Genomic DNA, 16,489 nt, shown 5'->3' with positions numbered 1-16,489 from the left:
CTCACGCAGATTGTCGCGCCATAATTTCGGTTTGATCGATCCGGAAAGTGATCCGCCAGTTCTTGGTGACGAAAAGGCTCCAGGTGCCTTTTCGATCGCCGGTGAGCTGATGGGCCTTCCAACTCGGGACCGTGCGCAACTCGTCTTCTCGCTCCATATCCTGAAGGAAGGAGACGATGCGACGGACTTTCGGCACTACGGCTGCCTGCAAGCCGGTGGCGTCATCATCTTCGATGAATCGGCGCAAACCTTTATGGATTACGTTTCGGATTCTCATGTGTCGTGACTAGCAGAGCTAAATGTATAGCGTCAAGTGACGCTATACACCCAAGATCCGCGATCGGATTTTGGATAGGGCTGGCGCTTTGGGCTGAAAGGCGTTTTCGGCCCATTTTGGCAAGCGCCGCCGCGGGCGGTTCCGCCGGTGGCGCTGCGATCGGCTCCGGCCGCCGGCGCCGCGCATTTTTCACGGATTTCGGGCGCGGCTCCGCCGTCGATGCGGCCGATATCGACTCCAGCAAACGCGCCCACAGCGAACGCGCCGACGTCATGAAGTTTCTGGGACGGCGCCTCCTTCTTTCATGATCCGCGCGCAACGCTCGCGGATCCTCGCAAAGATTTCCAACGCCTCGGCGCTGATCTTCAGGAACAGCTGCCGGCCATGGCGGACGACCTTGCCCGCCGTCTGAAACAGGCGCCACCGCACGGTCTGCACCTGCGCGCGCTCCCATCCGCCGTCAAGCGTATCTGAGCGGAAGCCGAGATAAAGATTATAGGTCAGCGCGCCGATGGCGAAGAATACGGCGTTGGCCTCGAAGGTCCCACACGGCATGTAGTCCATGCCGAAGCCGATCTTCAGATCCTTGATGCGGTTCTCGCTGGCGTCGCCGCGCTGGCTATACCACTCCATCGTCGTCGCCGCGTCTTCATTGGTGCGATTGCTGGCTATGGCGTGATAGCGCCAGGGCGAGCCGCTCTCGAACAAGTCCTGTTCCTGCGCGCGCCGCATGACGATGAGGCGGAACGCTTTGTTCGTCTTGTTCATGCAGTGGACCGTTTCGGCGATTTTGCCGTCGCGAAACGGCTTCCACGCGCTCTCGGGAACGGTGGCGATCGCCGCCTTCACCGCCGCGTCCTGATCGGCGCCGATCGCGAAAACCTTGCCCGTCTCTTCGCACCAGTTGAAGATCGCCGCCTGATAGGCCGCGCTGTCGGCGCGCACCGCCGCGATCCTCTTGCCCGATCCTCTTGCCCTTTTGGGCATGTTGCGTTCGCAGGCTTGCAGGAAGTCGAGATTGCCCGCCGCCGGAGCCGCGTTGCCCTCGCGGAACTCATGGCCGATCACAAGCCCAAGTTCGGCAATATGTCCGACAAGCGGCATATAGCCCTTCTCGCCCTTATAGGTGTAGCGCGCCTCGCGCTTCTCCGCGACGATCTGCGTCGCGTCGATGTCGAGCGTGTAAGCCGTGCGATCATCCTGGCGCAGCAAGCGGCGAAAGAGGCAGCGGTTCACCCGTTGCAGCCCCGCCAGTCCGTCGCTTTCTTTCGAGCCCATGCGACGCATGCCAGTCGCCGGTGGCGTCGCTGCTCGGCATTTCTTCGAGTTGAAGCAGAGTGCGCAGCCCGGCGTCCTTGCGCAAGACGCGCAAATCCTCCAACGTCCGACCGCCGCCCGCGAGCATCAGAACCTGCGGTACGACATGAACCGAAGGGGCGTATCCCGCCGCGCTGCCGGGACGGGGCAGTTCGTGGTCGATCAAGCCGGCAACGCCCATCGACCGCAGATATTCGCCAAACAGCGCCAGTCCGCCATGCGCGGTCAGTGATTCGTCCGTCGCCGCCAATTTGAACGGCAACACCGTCTGCAACGCCCCCATCGCACCCACCAGGTGAACGAGCCGCTAAATCAACAGGACCGATTTTCGCCAAAGATCAAGGCTTTATCGAGTCTGGACATTCTTCATCGCGGATATTGGGATACAACCCCACCACTTCATGAGCCTTTGTCGCGCAAATCCTAAGTTAAGCAGCACTTTGGTGGAAAAGTCTGAATCCCTTGTGTTTCAGAGACTTAGCCGAAATCGTCACTGTCGCATATCTTTGTCGCAAGTGGTAAAACACCTGCGACATGATTTGCGACAGGGGGAAGCCGTGAGCCGACAACCAGATTCCGACGCCGGCCGGGTGTTCATTGGCTATGCCCGCGTCTCGACGCGCGGCCAAGACCTCGACCAGCAGCGGGTCGCCCTGGGCGCGGCCGGCTGCATTCGCCTCTTTGAGGAAAAGGCTTCCGGGGCAAAGCGTGACCGGCCCGAGCTGGCCCGGATGCTCGATCATCTGCGCGCCGGCGATGTGGTCACGATCACCAGGCTAGACCGCCTCGCCCGATCGACCGGCGACCTTCTGGCGATTGCGGAGCGGATCAAGGAGGCCGGCGCTGGCCTGCGCTCTTTGGCCGAGCCGTGGGCCGACACCACGACGCCGGCCGGGCGCATGGTGTTGACCGTGTTCGCGGGCATGGCCGAGTTCGAGCGGGCCTTGATCGTGGAGCGAACGAGCGCCGGCCGGATTGCGGCGAAGGCGCGGGGCGTGCGGTTCGGCCCCTCCCCTGCCCTCACACCCGAGCAGATCGCGCACGCGCGCCAGCTCATCAACGAGGAAAAGAAGCCGGTTACGCAAGTCGCCCGGCTCCTGGGCGTGCATCGCGCCACCCTTTATAGGGCGCTTGAATCGACTTCAGATCGGGCTTGAAGCCTTGCCTGGATTGCACATCAGAGCATCCGACTTGCGCGATATTTCCGCACTTTAGAGATTCGGGGTTGCAGAATCGGGCAAATCTCCCCTTACTGCTAAGCATGAAGCGCAATACAGAAAAGATTCGGAAGGATGTTGCCGCCCATCGGGCACGGCAGCTTGCGGCCGGTCGTATCGCGCTGACTACGTATGTTCCGACTGATCTTCTCGCGCAAATCGACAAGATCAAGGAACAGCGGGGCGAGCTTGGTCGCGCGCCGATTATCGAAGAAGCTTTGAGGTTTTATATCGAGAAAGCACCCGAGGGCATGAAATGAAAAACCCCTAGCCGTTAGCAGCGGCAAGGGGTTTTCGGATTTCGGAAACGGCTTTGTTGGGACCGCCTAGACAGCCCCTAACATAGTCGAGAGTGAACCACCCGGCAAGAGTGAGTCTCGCCGGGAACGGGGAATCTTTGTCCGCCGTCCGCGCCGTCATGTCCTCCGAATGGAAGGACGAAGGACGAATGTTGAGGACGCAAATCGCGGCCGCGATCGGCTGCGCGCGTGCGAACGCGCTTGACGACATCATGCGGGAGGTCTGGACGCATTACAGCGCCGGCCAGCTCTCCGAGGAAGACGCCGGCCAGCTCTCCACGCTCGCCCATGAGCGCCGCGCCGCGTGGCAGGGATCGGGACAGACGGCGCTTGGCCTGGTCTTTCCTCCCCCGGTCGCTCGATGCCCGACGCCGGTTCGCCGGCGCAGCCATTTCAAGGGGCGATCGGAGGGCCGCATATGGCAGCCGACGACGCGCAAGGACGTGCAGGCGATCTTGAAGGCGGCCGAGATCTACAACGAGGCCGGTTTGCAGGAGAAGGGCGAGCGCAGCGGCCCGCTCGGATCGGTGGCGCTGGACGTGCTGCGGCTGTTCGTTAACCTGATCGACTTCCGCACCGGCCGCCTGGAGCCGGCTATCACGACGATCATGGACCGCCTGGGCCGTTCCCGCGATGCGATCGTGCGGGCGCTGAAGAACCTGCGTGCGCATGGCTTCATCGACTGGCTGCGGCGCTACGAGCCGACCGGCAACGAAGGGCGCGGCCCCCAGGTGCAGCAGGCGAGCAACGCCTATCGCCTGTCCCTGCCGGAAAAGGCCCGGCAGTTCCTTGGCCGCTTCGGCAAGGCCCCTCCCCCGCCTGCGGATCATGGACAGGATCAGAGGGCTTGGAGTGAGCAAATCGACGCCTACCGGCAGGCTCTGCCCCTCGATGAGCGGACGCAGCTCGACGCCGGCGACAGCCCACTCGGGAAAGCCCTAATGAAGATGGCAAAGACCTTCATGAAACGTGAGTCCGATAACCAGACTGAATCTCCATCTAATTCTATTCTCTATGTGAAAACATAAGCGGACGCCGCTGTTCGGGCCGCTCACGCGGCCCTGCGGCGGTTCCGGACCGCGTAATAGGCGGTCCGGCTCGGCACCCTCAGAGCAAAATCAACAACCGCCTCGCCTGCGGCCAATGTCGCATGGGCTTTCGAGAGAAAGAGGGCGGTAAGGGCGGCGCAAACATGAAACCATGTAATCATGCTTGCATGTATGCCTGAAATTTGTGATAGTTGTTTCGTACGATACAAAAGAGACCACCATGTTCCCCGCCAATCCGACCGCAAAAACCTATGCCGCGCTGAATCAGGCGTTCGATTTTTTCAACGATCGCCTGTTCGGCGGCGAGCTGCCGGCCTGCCTCGTGACGTTGCAGCGCAAAAACAAAGCCTATGGCTATTTCGCGGGCGGCCGGTTCGGATCGAAGGACGGCGCGGAGATCACCGACGAAATCGCGCTGAACCCGTCGCATTTCAAAAGCCGAACCGACGAGCAGAGCCTTTCCACCCTCGCCCATGAGATGGCGCACCTTTGGCAGCACCATTTCGGCAAGCCGTCGCGCGCCGGCTACCATAACAAGGAATGGGCCGCGAAAATGCGCGAGATCGGCTTGCACTCTTCGGATACCGGCCAGCCTGGCGGCAAGGAAACCGGGCAGTCATGCAGCCACTACATTGTCGAGGGTGGCCGCTATGCTCGCGTCTTTGCCGAGCTGGCGGCGCAGCCCGACTTTACCGCCCTCTATGTCGAGCTTTGGGACGACGCCGACGCCCGGAAAGCCCGCAAGGCGAAGTCGGCCAGCAAGACTCGCTACACCTGCCCGAGTTGCGATCTGCATGCCTGGGCGAAACCCGGCATCCTTCTCGTTTGCGGTGAGTGCGACGAGCCGATGGCGGCCGCCGAGGAAGCGGAGTAGTTAACCGTTCCTACATGAAAACATGTTTTCATGTAGGATAGAAAGCATGTAGCCTTTATTTCATGAAAGGATGCAATCATGATTACAGTAGCGTTCTGCACACAGAAGGGTGGGACCGGCAAGACGACGATCGCGACGGCGCTTGCGGTCGCGGCTCACCTGGCCGGGAAGAAATCGGCCCTGCTTGACCTCGATCCGCAGACGAACGCCGTCAACTGGTACGACCGACGCGAGGGTGACGGCCCGGATGTTGCCTCGATCCAGCCCGGCGCTATCCGGCGCTCGCTGGACGCCTATCGCGGTCTAGGCATGGATTGGGTGTTCATCGACACGCCCGGCAAGATGGACAGCGCCTCGACCGAAGCGGCCAAGCACGCCGATATAGTGCTGGTTCCGTCGCAGGCGCAGATATTTTCGATCGAAACTTTGGAGCCGTTAAAGCGGCTGCTGGATATAGCCGGCAGTCCGCTCACGTTCGTTGTGCTTAATCTGGTGCATCCGAACGCCGGGGGCAGGGCGGTTGACGATGCCGCTGCTATCGCCGCGAGCTTTAACGTGAAGGTCGCCCCTATCCATATGTCGCGGCGGAAATCCTATGAGGACGCCCCGGCTTTGGGGCAGACGCCGCAAGAGCTGGAACCGCATGGCCGCGCAGCCCAAGAAGTCGCCGACCTGTTCACGTTCCTTTCAGAGCAGGCAAGCATGATTACAGGAAATCATGAAAGGATGAAAGCATGAGCCGCAAGCCTTCGCTTCTCGCCACGGCGATCAAAACCACAGAGCAACCGGCATCCACGCCGGAGCCCCCCCCAGAGCCGCAAGGTAGCGCGCCAGCCTCGCAGCCGGGCGGGAGCTATATTGCGCCCTCGCGGGCTAACAAGCTTGGCAGAACGCATTTTTTGCCGCCCGCCTATTGGGAGACGCTGGACGAAATCAGCTTTCGCAGCAGGGACGAGAAGGGCAAGAAGATTCCTAAAGAGCGGCTTGTTGCCGAGGCGCTGAACCTGCTTTTCGCCAAATACAATTATCCGGTTGTCCGCGAGGATGGGGAGTAGTCGCCAAGCCATCATGCTTTCATGAAATCATGTAAGTATGAAAGCTTCCGACCGTTGCAGTGTTTCCCGATCGGTTTATATGTGATAGTGTTTAGTCCTATTGAACACCATCCAACGCGGGAGATTCCCATGCGCAGTACACAACAGTTGAGCGTCACGCTGCCGAACGAAATGGCACAGATGGTCAAGAGCAAGGTTTCGTCGGGCGAATATGCCAGCGACAGCGAGGTTATTCGCGACGGCCTGCGCGCCTTGCAGGCGCGCGACAAGGCTCTTGAAAGCTGGCTGCACACGGAAGGCGTTGCCGCCTACGACAAGCTAAAGGCCGATCCGAGCCGGGCGCTCAACGTTGACCAGGTGCGCCAGCATCTTGCCGACAAGCGCAAGCGGTCTGCCTCAGCGTGACGCACACCGTTCATTTCACCCCGGAAGCTCGCGACCAGCTCGACAAGCTGGAAGTCGATATTTCCGGGGCAGCGTCGCCCGCCGTGGCGGCGCGCTATGTCGATTCCATCGTGGACCATTGCGAGAAGCTGCAAACCTTTCCACACCGAGGCACGCGGCGTGACGATCTTCGGCCGGGCTTGCGAACGCTTGGGTTTCGTCGGCGTGTGACGATTCTGTTTGAGGTAGCGGACGACACCGTGAATATCATCGGCGTCTATTACGGCGGCCAGGACTACGAAGCGGCTTTGCAGGAAGAGGATTTGACGGAGATCGAGCATGACGATGACGAATCCTAGACTAGCCGTCTCGCCCGCGAGATCGCGGAAATGGTGGGCGCACAGCGCCGCCTCGGGATCATGGACGAGGCGACCTATGAGAAGATCACGGCGCGGCATCTTGGAGAGAAGGCCCTGCCCACCGAAGCGCCGATGACGGGCGCGAGCGGGCGCACCTTAGCCAAGCCGCCGGCGCTGGCCTTGTTGAACGTCATTCGCCGGCGAGGCATTGAGGCGCTGCATTAATAGGGGGCGCAATCATGCTTGCATGTAAGTGTGTAAGCAACCCGCCCCGGCCGTCCCTACGGCCCTAGATGATGAGAGCTGGCCGGCCGGGGGCTAGCGTCGTGCCGAGCGGCGGAAGCCGCGACCGGCCCGGAGGCGAACGCGCCCCCACGTCGCGCTGTAGTGAGCCGGAGGGCCGCCAGTGACAAAGCCCCGGTGCGTCAGCGCCGGGACCGCTTTTCCCATCTGGCCGGCTCGGACAGGGGGGTTTTGAACTTCTCGCGCAACCGTGCTTTCATTTCCTCGCCCGAAATACCCGGCCGGGGATCATCGGCCGCCGCTTGTATGCTGCGCTTGAGCAGTTCCTGGCGCAGATCGGCATGGGGTTCCAGCTCCTTATGTTCGCCCAGGATCACGAACACGGCTTCGGACGGATCAAGGAACTTGCCCTGTTCGATCAGGTCGAGCAGCCACAGGGCCAGAGACGGCGGCATATAGGCTTCAAACCGCAACCCGCCCTCGTTGACCTGATTGCGGAGCCGCTTGGCTTGTTCGACGGCATGGGTCCTGTCGGCGGGATCGGGCCATTCGGGCGCATCGCTGTCGGTCATGGTTTCATCTTTCATGCTTGGTCGAACAGCCCCCGGAACTCGGAATCGGCGTAATAGGCGAGCTTGCCAGCGACGATCGGCCGTTGCCCGGCCAGGAACAGCAGTTCGAGATTTTGCGGCAGGTTGCGGACTTCATCCGGGGTCAGCAGCGGCCGGGCGGTGTGTTGCTCGCCGTAGGTGATGCCGGTCTTTTCGGCATCGAGCGCCCGGCTCATGGTCTGGAACACAACGGTTTCCTGCCCGAGCAGATCGGAGACGAGGCGGGCGCTATCGTGATCGTTGACGCCGAAGACCTGTAGGACGCCGGCATTCGACAGGAATGTGCCGGCGCGCTGGCCGTAGGTGGCGCGGAGTTGGTGAACGTCTTGCAGGATCGGCCAGAGCTGGACGCCGTAGCCGGCCATGAGGCCCATGGCGCGCTCGACGGGAGCCAGGTGGCCGAGGGCGGCGAATTCATCCAGCAGGTAGAGGACCGGCACGGCCGGCTTGGCCGGATCGCGGGCCATGTCGGTGAGACTTTGGGCGACGAGCAGGCGCAGCCAGCGCGAATAGGTCGAAAGGCGATCGGGCGGCAGGACCAGGAACACCGAGACGTTGCGGCGTTTGAGATCGGCAAAGCGGAAATCGGAGCGGCCGAGGACGGCGACCATGCGGGGCGAGTCGAGAAAATGGGTATGGCGCTGCGCGGCCGATAGAACGCCGGCCGCCTCACGGTCTGATTTGCCGAGGTGGCGGTTCGCGGCGCGGGAGACCAGGCCGGCCGCTTCAGGGGATGCCTGCATGTTCTTCAGGAGCGCGGCGAAGGCTTCCGGGGCGAGTGTGAGATAGTCGCGCAGGGTGGCGAGGTTTCGGCGCTCACGCGGCTCCTGGGCGGCGATATGGAGGATCAGGCCGGCAATGAGCGCCTTGGCTTCCTCGTTCCAATGCGCTTCGCCGGCCATGCCCGGTTCATCGAACACGAGAGCGTCGGCCAGGGTGCTTGCATCTTCCGCGACATCGAGGCCGGCCGGGTCGAGTTGGTCGAGCGGATTGAAGGCGGCCGAGGGCAGGCCGGTAACGCAGAAAGGATCGAGGACATGGACCGGCCCGAACTTTTCGCGGGCGCGGCCGGCGATTTTCGCATTCTCGCCCTTGGGGTCGATGCAGATCAGGGAGCGGTCGGCGGTGAGCAGATTGGGGATGATGGTTCCCACGCCCTTGCCGGTTCTGGTCGGTGCCATCGTCAGCAGATGGGCCGGGCCGTCATAGCGCAGCGGCTTTTTCGTTTTGGCGTCCCGGCCGATCAGCAGGCCGGTATCGGCGCGGGTGAGGGGAGCCACTTCCTTGTTGGTGGCGAAGCACGCCGAGCCGTGGGTTTCGCCTTCCATGTCCCCGAAATGGATAATCAGCGGATTGGTGACGATGCGGAAGACGATGGCGGCCAGCACCAGCAGCGTGACGAGATCGAGCGCAATGAACGGAATCGTGCCGGGACCATAGCCGAGATCGTTAAGCGCAAACCGGCCACCCTGACCGACGACGAAAAGCGCAACGATGAGGATGAACAGAACGCGCAGCACCGTTTGCCAGATGCGGAACGGCAGAGTTATCAGGGAGACAAAAGCCCATACAGGATCATGCGCGGCGGCGCGCAGCATGTTCTTGAAAGCGCCCCATGCGAGCGTTGCCTGGTTCACGATGTTGCCTCGCCGGCGCTCCCCGCCGTTTGCCCGGCCGGCACGTTGCCGAGCAGATCGGCAAAGAGTTCCTTATCGCCGTCGCGGGTCAGGAAGTCGGGCAGCTCGCGCTTGAGCCATTCGTCCAAGCGCCGGGAAAATTCATCCTTGCCGCTTTCGAGACGACGGAGGACGAGCGCGCCGAGCAGTACCTTGCGACGTGTATCGTTGGCGCGCTCCTGTTTGCCCAGGCGGGCCTTGAGAGTGGCGCGTTGTACATCCAGTTGAGCTAGACGTTCTTCGATAGATTTGCGCGCCATGCCTGAATCTCCTTTTCAGTTCGCTTGCCAAAGCTATCATTCCCGACTGTCATTTCCAGTTGTTTGCCTGGTTAGCTTGAAAATTCGCCAGATGTGCAGCACAATCGCCGCCTCGGTTCATTGCATCGAGCTTGCCGCCAGCGCCACACCGAGCTATGAAAGAGCGAAGCGAATGAGTTGAGAAGGGCGCACTTACGAGTTACTGCGTAACTCAGAGCGCCGCCGGCTAGTTGGCTGGCGGGAAACTGGAAACAGCATCGGAGCTTGCTGCTTGGCGATCTACCATTTGAGCATGAAGCCAGTTTCGCGGGCGGGCGGGCGTAGCGCCGTCGCTTCGATGGCTTATCGTGCCGGGGAGAAGCTGACCAACGAGCGCGACGGAATCACGCACGACTACACGGCCAAGCAGGGCGTTGAACATGCGGAGATCGTCTTGCCCGAAGGCGTCAACACCGATTGGGCGCGGGATCGGTCGGACTTGTGGAACGCCGTCGAGTTTGCCGAGAAGCGCAAGGACGCTCGCGTCGCGCGTGAGTTCGAGATTGCCTTGCCGCATGAGCTTTCGGCCGGGGAACGGCTAGAGGCAACACGCGAGTTCGCGCAGGAACTGGCCGACCGCTACGGCGCAGCCGTGGACTTCGCCATTCATGCGCCGCACGAGGCGAGCGACGTTCGCAATCATCATGCGCATGTGATGATGACCACGCGGCAGGTGACGGAGGACGGCTTAGGCGACAAGACCTATCTTGAGCGCGAAAACAAATGGCTGTTGTCGAACGACCTTCCGACGACCGACATGCAGCTTCGTGACATTCGCCAGCGGTGGGAGGGGATCGCGAACGAGCGGCTTGCGATGGCCGGTCTTGATATTCGCATCGACCATCGTTCGCACATGGAACGCGGTCTTGAGATCGTGCCGACCGAACATATGGGCGTCCATGCCACGCAGATGGACAGGCGGGGCCTGGCCGTATCAAGAACGAGGTTGGATGCGGAGGCCGCGCAGCGCAATGCCGAGCTGATCCGCGAGAAGCCGGGGCAGGTTCTAACCCTTATCACCGGCGAAAAGAGCGTGTTCGACCGGCGCGACGTTGCGCGGGCGCTGCATCGCTACATCAACGACGACCCGCAGGAGTTCCAGAGTGCGTTCGCGAAGGTGATGGCCTCGCCCGCCCTGGTCGAGTTGCAGGCCGAGCGCGCGGACCCGGCAACCGGCGAGATCGAGCTTGCGCGCTATTCGACCCGCGAAATGGTCGAGATCGAATCCGGGATGGTCGAGTCCGCGCAGCGGATGCACCAGGCGCACAGCCACGGGCTGAGCGATCGTCATGGCGTCGATCGCCGGCATGTCGAGCGGGCGATAGAGCGGCAGGACGCTGCCATTCAGCGCAGCGCCGGCGATGAGACGGCGCGGCTTTCGGATGAGCAGCGCCGGGCGATCGAGCATATCACCGGGCCGGAGCGGATCGCGGCCGTAGTCGGTTATGCCGGCGCTGGCAAGTCCACCATGCTCGCAGCGGCACGCAAGGCATGGGAGGCCGAGGGCTATCAGGTCCATGGCGCGGCCCTGTCGGGCAAGGCGGCCGAGGGGTTGGAGGAATCTTCCGGCATCCAGAGCCGCACGCTGGCGTCATGGTCCCGCAGTTGGGACAACCCACATGGTGGGGACCGCTATGCACTCGGCCGCGGCGACGTGTTTGTCATCGACGAGGCCGGCATGGTCGGGAGCCGGCAGCTCGCCCGGTTCGTCACTGAGGCCGAGGCGCGCGGGGCGAAGATCGTCCTAGTCGGCGACCATGAGCAGCTACAGGCGATCGGGGCCGGCGCACCGTTCCGGGCGATCACGGAGGAAATCGGCCATGCCGAGCTTTCCGAGATACGCCGGCAACGCGTGGACTGGCAGCGGGAGGCGTCGGTTGACTTCGCCACGCACCGGACGGCCGAGGGGCTGGCGACCTATCGGGACCGGGGCGACATTCGTTTCAGTGAGACCGGCGAGGACGCGCGCGGCGAGATCGTGCGCGATTATCTTGCCGATCGCGATCAGCGTCCGAACGGCACCCGGGTTGCGATGGCGCATCGCCGGGCCGATGTTCGGGCCATCAATGACGCGATCCGGGCCGAGCTACAGGACCGGGGCGAGCTGGCGCAGGTCAACGTGCCCGCCGTGGGCTCGGACGCCGGCGCGCTGACCTTCCAGACCAATGACGGTAGCCGAGAGTTCGCGCCGGGCGACCGCATCGTGTTCTTGGAGAACAACCGCGACCTTGGCGTGAAAAACGGGATGCTTGGGACGGTCGAGCATGTCGAGCCGGGCCGCATCATCGCCACCCTAGACGGCCGGGGCGGCGAGAGCGTCAGCATGCCGATGGGCGATTATCAGGCGATCGACCACGGCTATGCGACGACGATTCACAAAAATCAGGGGGCGACGGTCGATCGGTCCTATGTGCTGGCGTCGGGGACGATGGACCGCCATCTAACCTATGTCGCCATGACCCGGCATCGGGACGGCGTTCAGCTCTACGCGGCACAGGACGAGTTCACCAATGCGGGCCGCCTGGTCGAGCATGGGGCCGCGCCCTATGAGCACGACCCGCAGAAGTCCGACAGCTATTTCGTGACGCTGGAAAACGACAAGGGCGAGCAGCGCACCCTATGGGGCGTCGATCTAGAGCGCACCATGAAGGAGGCCGCGCCGGAGATTGGGGAGAAGATCGGCCTTCAACATGAAGGTTTCACGCCCGTCACCTTGCCGGATGGCACGCAGACGCACCGCAACACATGGAAGGTTCAGGACGCCGGCGAGCTGGCCTATAGCCAGCTTGAGCGCCGCCTGTCCCGGTCGGGCGTGAAGGAAACCACCCTCGATTACAGCCGCGACTTCGCCGAGCGGCGCGGGATCGCGGAGCAAATGGGCGTCCGCAGCGAGATCGAGATTCCGGCCGAGCGCATCGAGGACCGCGCGCAGGATCTTCGTGCAGATCCTCGCGAGGATCTCGCCGCCGATCGGCAGCACCAGGTCGAAGGCCGGAAAGGGGAGAAGGAGGGCCATCGCCGTATAAGCTGGTCCGAGGTCAGGGCGCCGGCTGGCGCCGGCGCTGGCAGCTCGCAGCAGGACAGGGAGGCACAGGGGCTTGAGCCGGCCGAGGCCGGCAGGCCCGCGCCACTGGTGCCGGCTCTCACCCGCCATGATCGCAGCATTGAGGACGTTGCCCGCGAAAAGGCATTGCCGACATTTGATGCCCACTGGAAGACGGCGGAATCCATGATCCGGGGTGCATTTCATGATCCCGACGAGGTGGCGGGGCGGTTGCGTTCCGCGATCATCGACCAGGGCGGCGACGGCAAGGTGATGGCGAAAGCCATTGCCGCGCAGCCGGAGCGCTTCGGAGACGTACGCGGCAAGTCGGGCCTGTTTGGCGACAACAGGGAGCGTAAGCAGGCGTTGAGCTATGTCAGTGCAATCGCGCGGCATGTCGAATCGGCGGCCGAGACCTGGCAGCGCCGTCTAGGTGAGGAACGGGAATCCGAACAGTGGCAGCGCGAAAAGCGCGATGTTGTCGAGGTTCCCGGCCTCACGGCGCGCAGCGCCGAGATTATCGCCCAGGTGGACAAATTGCCTATCGCGGAGCGCAATGGTTGGATCGATCAGATTCGATCGACGCCGGAGGGCGCGGCCGCGCTCGAGGAAGCACGGAAGATAGGCAAGGCGCTTGAGGCGCGGTTCGGCCGTTCCGATCCTCGAGACTTCGGCCCGCAGCTCGAGCACAATCCCGAGCTGGCGAAGAAGGCCGAGCAAATCAAGGATATTGCTCGTGTCGTGGAGCGCACGCGAATGGCGGAATTGTCCCGCGACCATACGTTAAAACAGCAGCTCACGCGGTCCCAGGGCTTGGGATTGAGCCGATAGTCGGCGGTTACTGGCTCACCGTGATAGCGCCGGGGCAAGGGGTTCCTGCCCCGGCAATAAACTCAGAAGGCAAACTTGGCCTGGCCTTTGTCTTCGACAGGGCGCAGCCGCGCATAGGCGAGAAGATCAGCGATCGAGCCGCCCTTGTCCCGCCAGCCATAGAAGGTGTCTTCCCCGAGAAGGACATAGTGCCATTCGGAATCGCTACGCTGTTCCGGAGAAAGCGCGTTGATCCGGTCACACCATGCAACGGCGGCCTTACGCTTGCGCAGCACGTTCGGGCTGGTGAGCTGGCCTTGCGCCTTTGTTTCCACCAGATAGGTCGAGCCGCCAGCTCTCACGAAAAAGTCGGGCGAATAGAACGCCGGAAGCCCATCTTCCTTGATATATCGCAGGCGCGCGAAGGTGTGTTTCTGCTCGTTGATCTTGCAGAAGGCTACAACGCTGGCGTCACGTTCGCAGGTTTCCATGAATGCCAGCTCAAGGCCGCCGTTCCGGGAGGGATAAGGAAGGCGCAGATAGATAGCCTTATCGACGGCCAGTGATGATCCTTCCCGCATGGCGAGCTTGGGCACTTCCGAGAGACGGCGATGCGCGACCTCGGCATTGGCGATAATCACGCTGTCTTCCGCTTCGAGGATGGCCCGCGCCCATACCTTGATAATGTGCTCTGTCACCGGGTCGATCAGCAGGACGCGCCAGCTCTCATCCGCGAGAGGGTCCAACTCCTGGCCGAACAGGTGCCAGCGAATGAAGGTGTCGATGCCCTCGGCCATCTCGGCCCGGTTTATCTGGATGTAGGGGAACTTGCTGGCGTTGGCGAAAGCCTTTGAGCTGTTTGTCGTGTCCGTCAGGGTCACGGCTTCCGTGATCCGGCGCGTGATCCGGGCCAGATAGTCATTATAGCCCGTCGCGGTCATCACGCCGCCATGCACGCGATAGTCGCCAAAGCGCGTTTTCGCCTGCACGTCTTCGGAATGGAATTTCTCGCCCTGGCCGATCTGCCCCTTGAGCTGTTGGAGCGAAAACGAACCGAACGGCGCGAGGCTCGAAGGGTCGATGTGGGTATCTTCCAACGCTTCAACCTGTTCCCGCAGGATGAAGGGGATGGCGAAATCATATTCCTCGAAGCCTGGCCGAAGGCCGACCGAGATCAGGTCGCCGGTCGAGCTGCCATTTGCCTCGTCGTCCTCATCATCCGCTTCAGCCGCCAAGCCTTCCTGAATCAGCTCGTCATAGAAGCCTTGGAACGCCGGGTGCTCCACGATCGAAAGAATGTCGATCATGTTGGAGGGCGTCTTTCCGCCGCGAATGAGCTGGCGGTTCTCCCGCTTTATGTCGTCATATTCATTGCCGCGCCACATCAGGCGCAGGCCGCGCCCGATCGTCTGTTCAAGCAGGATGCCGGCGCTTGATGCGCGCAGCGGGACAATGACGCAGATGTTGTTCACGTCGAAGCCTTCGCGCAGCATGAGCACGCTCACGATGACGCGCGGGGATTTGTGACGGTCTACGTCGAACAGGCGTTCGCGCAGCACCTTCCATTCGTCGGGCTTCAACTCGCCCTTGCGGTTGGAATCGACGCGCAACACCTCGTCGTCGGCCAGTCCTTCGAGCTGCATGAAATCGGCAACAAGGGGCGTAACCGTGGTGTCTTCGCATACCACCAGCATTTTCGGATGCTTGTCCGGATCGAGGGCGGCGAAATCGGCTTCCAGTTTCCGGAGTTTGGTCAAGCCGGCGCGCAACATGATGCGCTGCCCCTCTGACAGCATCGGATTGCCGTTCTCATCCCGATCGGCCTTGAAATCCAGTTCCTCATGGCTCAGCGCCCCAATTTCGGAGCGTTTATCGAGAACAAGGGATTTGACCAGGCCGGTCCGCATGGCCGTCTTCAAGTCGAAATCAACGGCGATATGCGGGAAGTAGGATTTCCGACTGTTCCGGCCGGTTCCGACCTCGTTATAGGGTGTGGCTGAAAAGTCCACCTGGACGAAGCGACGGCCCTTGGGTTCCGCGATCAGGTTGAGGCTCTTTTGCCATTCAACCTCTGTCACCTCACCTTCCCGCTTGAACTCGTGGATATGGTGCGCCTCATCATTGAAGACCATGAGCGCGGGGAGGTCTTTCAGGTAGGAGAGGATGCCGCCGCGCTCATAGCGACGGTTCAACACATTCAAATCGTTGCCTTGGCTGGTGCCAGGCGTCAGGGGAAGGATACTCTGCACGACGGTTTTCGGATCGGCGGATTCACCCGGCGCAGTGATTTCCTCATCTTCAAGCGGCTCGCCTTCTTCCGACAGCACATGCCAGTTGGAAATGGCGATGATGCCGCCAGCCGTGACCTTGCGGCCAATGTCCTCTTTCGGGCAGACCGCACCTTGCACAAAGCGGAAAACCTCGTCCCGGTAGGCATCGGGAATGAACAATTCTTGGAATATCGACAGGTCAGAAATCGTGAAGTCGCGCTTGCCGTTTCGTTCCTTCCCCATAAAGGCGTCAAGCAGCCGATCGTAAACGATGAGGCCGGGGGCAACGACGAGGAAGTTTTTGGTGTAGCGGTCACTATCCGGCGCGCGGTTCGCGTTGAGAATCTGCCAGATCATGAGGGCTTGTAGCACCCAGGTCTTTCCCGTTCCGGTAGCCATTTTCAGGCAATATTTCGGATAGGCATTCTTCGGTGCGCGGATGATCTCGGAATCCCGCGTGCTGGTTAGCATCACGTCAGGAGCGGCGAACTGGTAGAGGTCTTGCAGGGTCGCAATGCCCAAAACCTCATGGGCATAGATCACGTTCAGCAGGGCTTGCCGCTGGCCGGGATGGAAGTTGAAGGTGCGGGCGTCCTGAAACTCGGTCTGGAACCACCATTTCAGCAATTCGGCCGTGATTTCCGAGACATGATCGAGGATCGGTGCTTCGCCTGTTTCCAAGCCGGTGCAGGCGTCTTCGACCTTC

Annotated in this window: 15 protein-coding genes and 1 pseudogene; 10 read left to right on the top strand and 6 right to left on the bottom strand. The window is 61.9% G+C overall.

The features are described 5' to 3' along the window. Position 1: 1 nt before the first annotated feature. Positions 2–277, bottom strand: a complete 276-nt coding sequence (locus V5F77_RS26970; protein ID WP_429008180.1) for a type II toxin-antitoxin system RelE/ParE family toxin — start codon at positions 275–277, stop codon at positions 2–4. A gap of 270 nt (positions 278–547) precedes the next feature. Next, positions 548–1,877, bottom strand: a pseudogene (locus V5F77_RS26965) (IS1380 family transposase). A gap of 307 nt (positions 1,878–2,184) precedes the next feature. Here V5F77_RS26965 and V5F77_RS26960 point away from each other — a divergent pair. The 9 genes from V5F77_RS26960 (at position 2,185) to V5F77_RS26920 (ending at position 7,056) form a co-directional block, all read left to right on the top strand. Continuing rightward, entirely contained in the window at positions 2,185–2,751 is a 567-nt protein-coding gene (locus V5F77_RS26960) for a recombinase family protein (protein ID WP_429008182.1), read from the top strand. Positions 2,752–2,855: 104 nt separating this feature from the next. Continuing rightward, complete coding sequence (locus V5F77_RS26955) at positions 2,856–3,071, top strand: ribbon-helix-helix protein, CopG family (RefSeq protein WP_147181830.1); 216 nt, start codon at positions 2,856–2,858, stop codon at positions 3,069–3,071. Positions 3,072–3,259: 188 nt separating this feature from the next. Continuing rightward, positions 3,260–4,138: a helix-turn-helix domain-containing protein gene (locus V5F77_RS26950; RefSeq protein ID WP_429008179.1), complete on the top strand. Its 879-nt coding sequence runs from the start codon at positions 3,260–3,262 to the stop codon at positions 4,136–4,138. Between the two features lie 241 nt (positions 4,139–4,379). After that, positions 4,380–5,033, top strand: a complete 654-nt coding sequence (locus V5F77_RS26945; protein WP_429008178.1) for a SprT-like domain-containing protein — start codon at positions 4,380–4,382, stop codon at positions 5,031–5,033. 78 nt (positions 5,034–5,111) lie between these two features. Continuing rightward, positions 5,112–5,771 carry a nucleotide-binding protein gene (locus tag V5F77_RS26940; RefSeq protein WP_429008177.1) on the top strand — a complete coding sequence of 220 codons (660 nt, stop codon included), beginning with the start codon at positions 5,112–5,114 and terminating at the stop codon, positions 5,769–5,771. After that, positions 5,768–6,088, top strand: coding sequence for a chromosome partitioning protein ParB (locus V5F77_RS26935; protein WP_429008176.1), 321 nt, complete (start codon positions 5,768–5,770; stop codon positions 6,086–6,088). The genes V5F77_RS26940 and V5F77_RS26935 overlap by 4 nt, the downstream gene beginning before the upstream one ends. Before the next feature lie 129 nt (positions 6,089–6,217). Next, a complete protein-coding gene (locus tag V5F77_RS26930) occupies positions 6,218–6,493 on the top strand; it encodes a type II toxin-antitoxin system ParD family antitoxin (RefSeq protein ID WP_429008175.1) in 276 nt (91 codons plus the stop codon). Then, positions 6,490–6,831, top strand: a complete 342-nt coding sequence (locus V5F77_RS26925; protein ID WP_429008174.1) for a type II toxin-antitoxin system RelE/ParE family toxin — start codon at positions 6,490–6,492, stop codon at positions 6,829–6,831. Before V5F77_RS26930 ends, V5F77_RS26925 begins: the two co-directional genes overlap by 4 nt. Before the next feature lie 30 nt (positions 6,832–6,861). Continuing rightward, positions 6,862–7,056 carry a hypothetical protein gene (locus tag V5F77_RS26920; RefSeq protein ID WP_429008173.1) on the top strand — a complete coding sequence of 65 codons (195 nt, stop codon included), beginning with the start codon at positions 6,862–6,864 and terminating at the stop codon, positions 7,054–7,056. 200 nt (positions 7,057–7,256) lie between these two features. On the opposite strand, the gene V5F77_RS26915 is transcribed toward V5F77_RS26920, so the two are convergent. The 3 genes from V5F77_RS26915 to V5F77_RS26905 are packed head-to-tail and all read right to left on the bottom strand — an operon-like array spanning position 7,257 to position 9,621. After that, positions 7,257–7,646, bottom strand: a complete 390-nt coding sequence (locus V5F77_RS26915) for a hypothetical protein (protein ID WP_429008172.1) — start codon at positions 7,644–7,646, stop codon at positions 7,257–7,259. A gap of 11 nt (positions 7,647–7,657) precedes the next feature. Further along, positions 7,658–9,283 carry a type IV secretory system conjugative DNA transfer family protein gene (locus V5F77_RS26910; RefSeq protein WP_429008181.1) on the bottom strand — a complete coding sequence of 542 codons (1,626 nt, stop codon included), beginning with the start codon at positions 9,281–9,283 and terminating at the stop codon, positions 7,658–7,660. A gap of 35 nt (positions 9,284–9,318) precedes the next feature. Continuing rightward, positions 9,319–9,621 (bottom strand): mobilization protein, encoded by a 303-nt coding sequence (locus tag V5F77_RS26905; RefSeq protein ID WP_429008171.1) that lies wholly within the window; start codon positions 9,619–9,621, stop codon positions 9,319–9,321. 271 nt (positions 9,622–9,892) lie between these two features. Between V5F77_RS26905 and traA the strand changes: the two genes are divergently transcribed. Beyond that, positions 9,893–13,534 carry a Ti-type conjugative transfer relaxase TraA gene (gene traA, locus V5F77_RS26900; protein ID WP_429008170.1) on the top strand — a complete coding sequence of 1,214 codons (3,642 nt, stop codon included), beginning with the start codon at positions 9,893–9,895 and terminating at the stop codon, positions 13,532–13,534. Positions 13,535–13,596: 62 nt separating this feature from the next. Here the strand turns inward: traA and V5F77_RS26895 are convergent. After that, the coding region (locus V5F77_RS26895) for a DEAD/DEAH box helicase family protein (protein ID WP_429008169.1) at positions 13,597–16,489 on the bottom strand (2,893 nt) is incomplete at its 5' end.

Origin of the sequence: Roseixanthobacter psychrophilus, assembly GCF_043195195.1 — a bacterium.
In the GTDB taxonomy this organism is placed as follows: domain Bacteria; phylum Pseudomonadota; class Alphaproteobacteria; order Rhizobiales; family Xanthobacteraceae; genus NCEH01.
The sequence above is the reverse complement of the archived record's forward strand: the minus strand, read 5'-3'. Positions and strand labels throughout refer to the sequence as shown.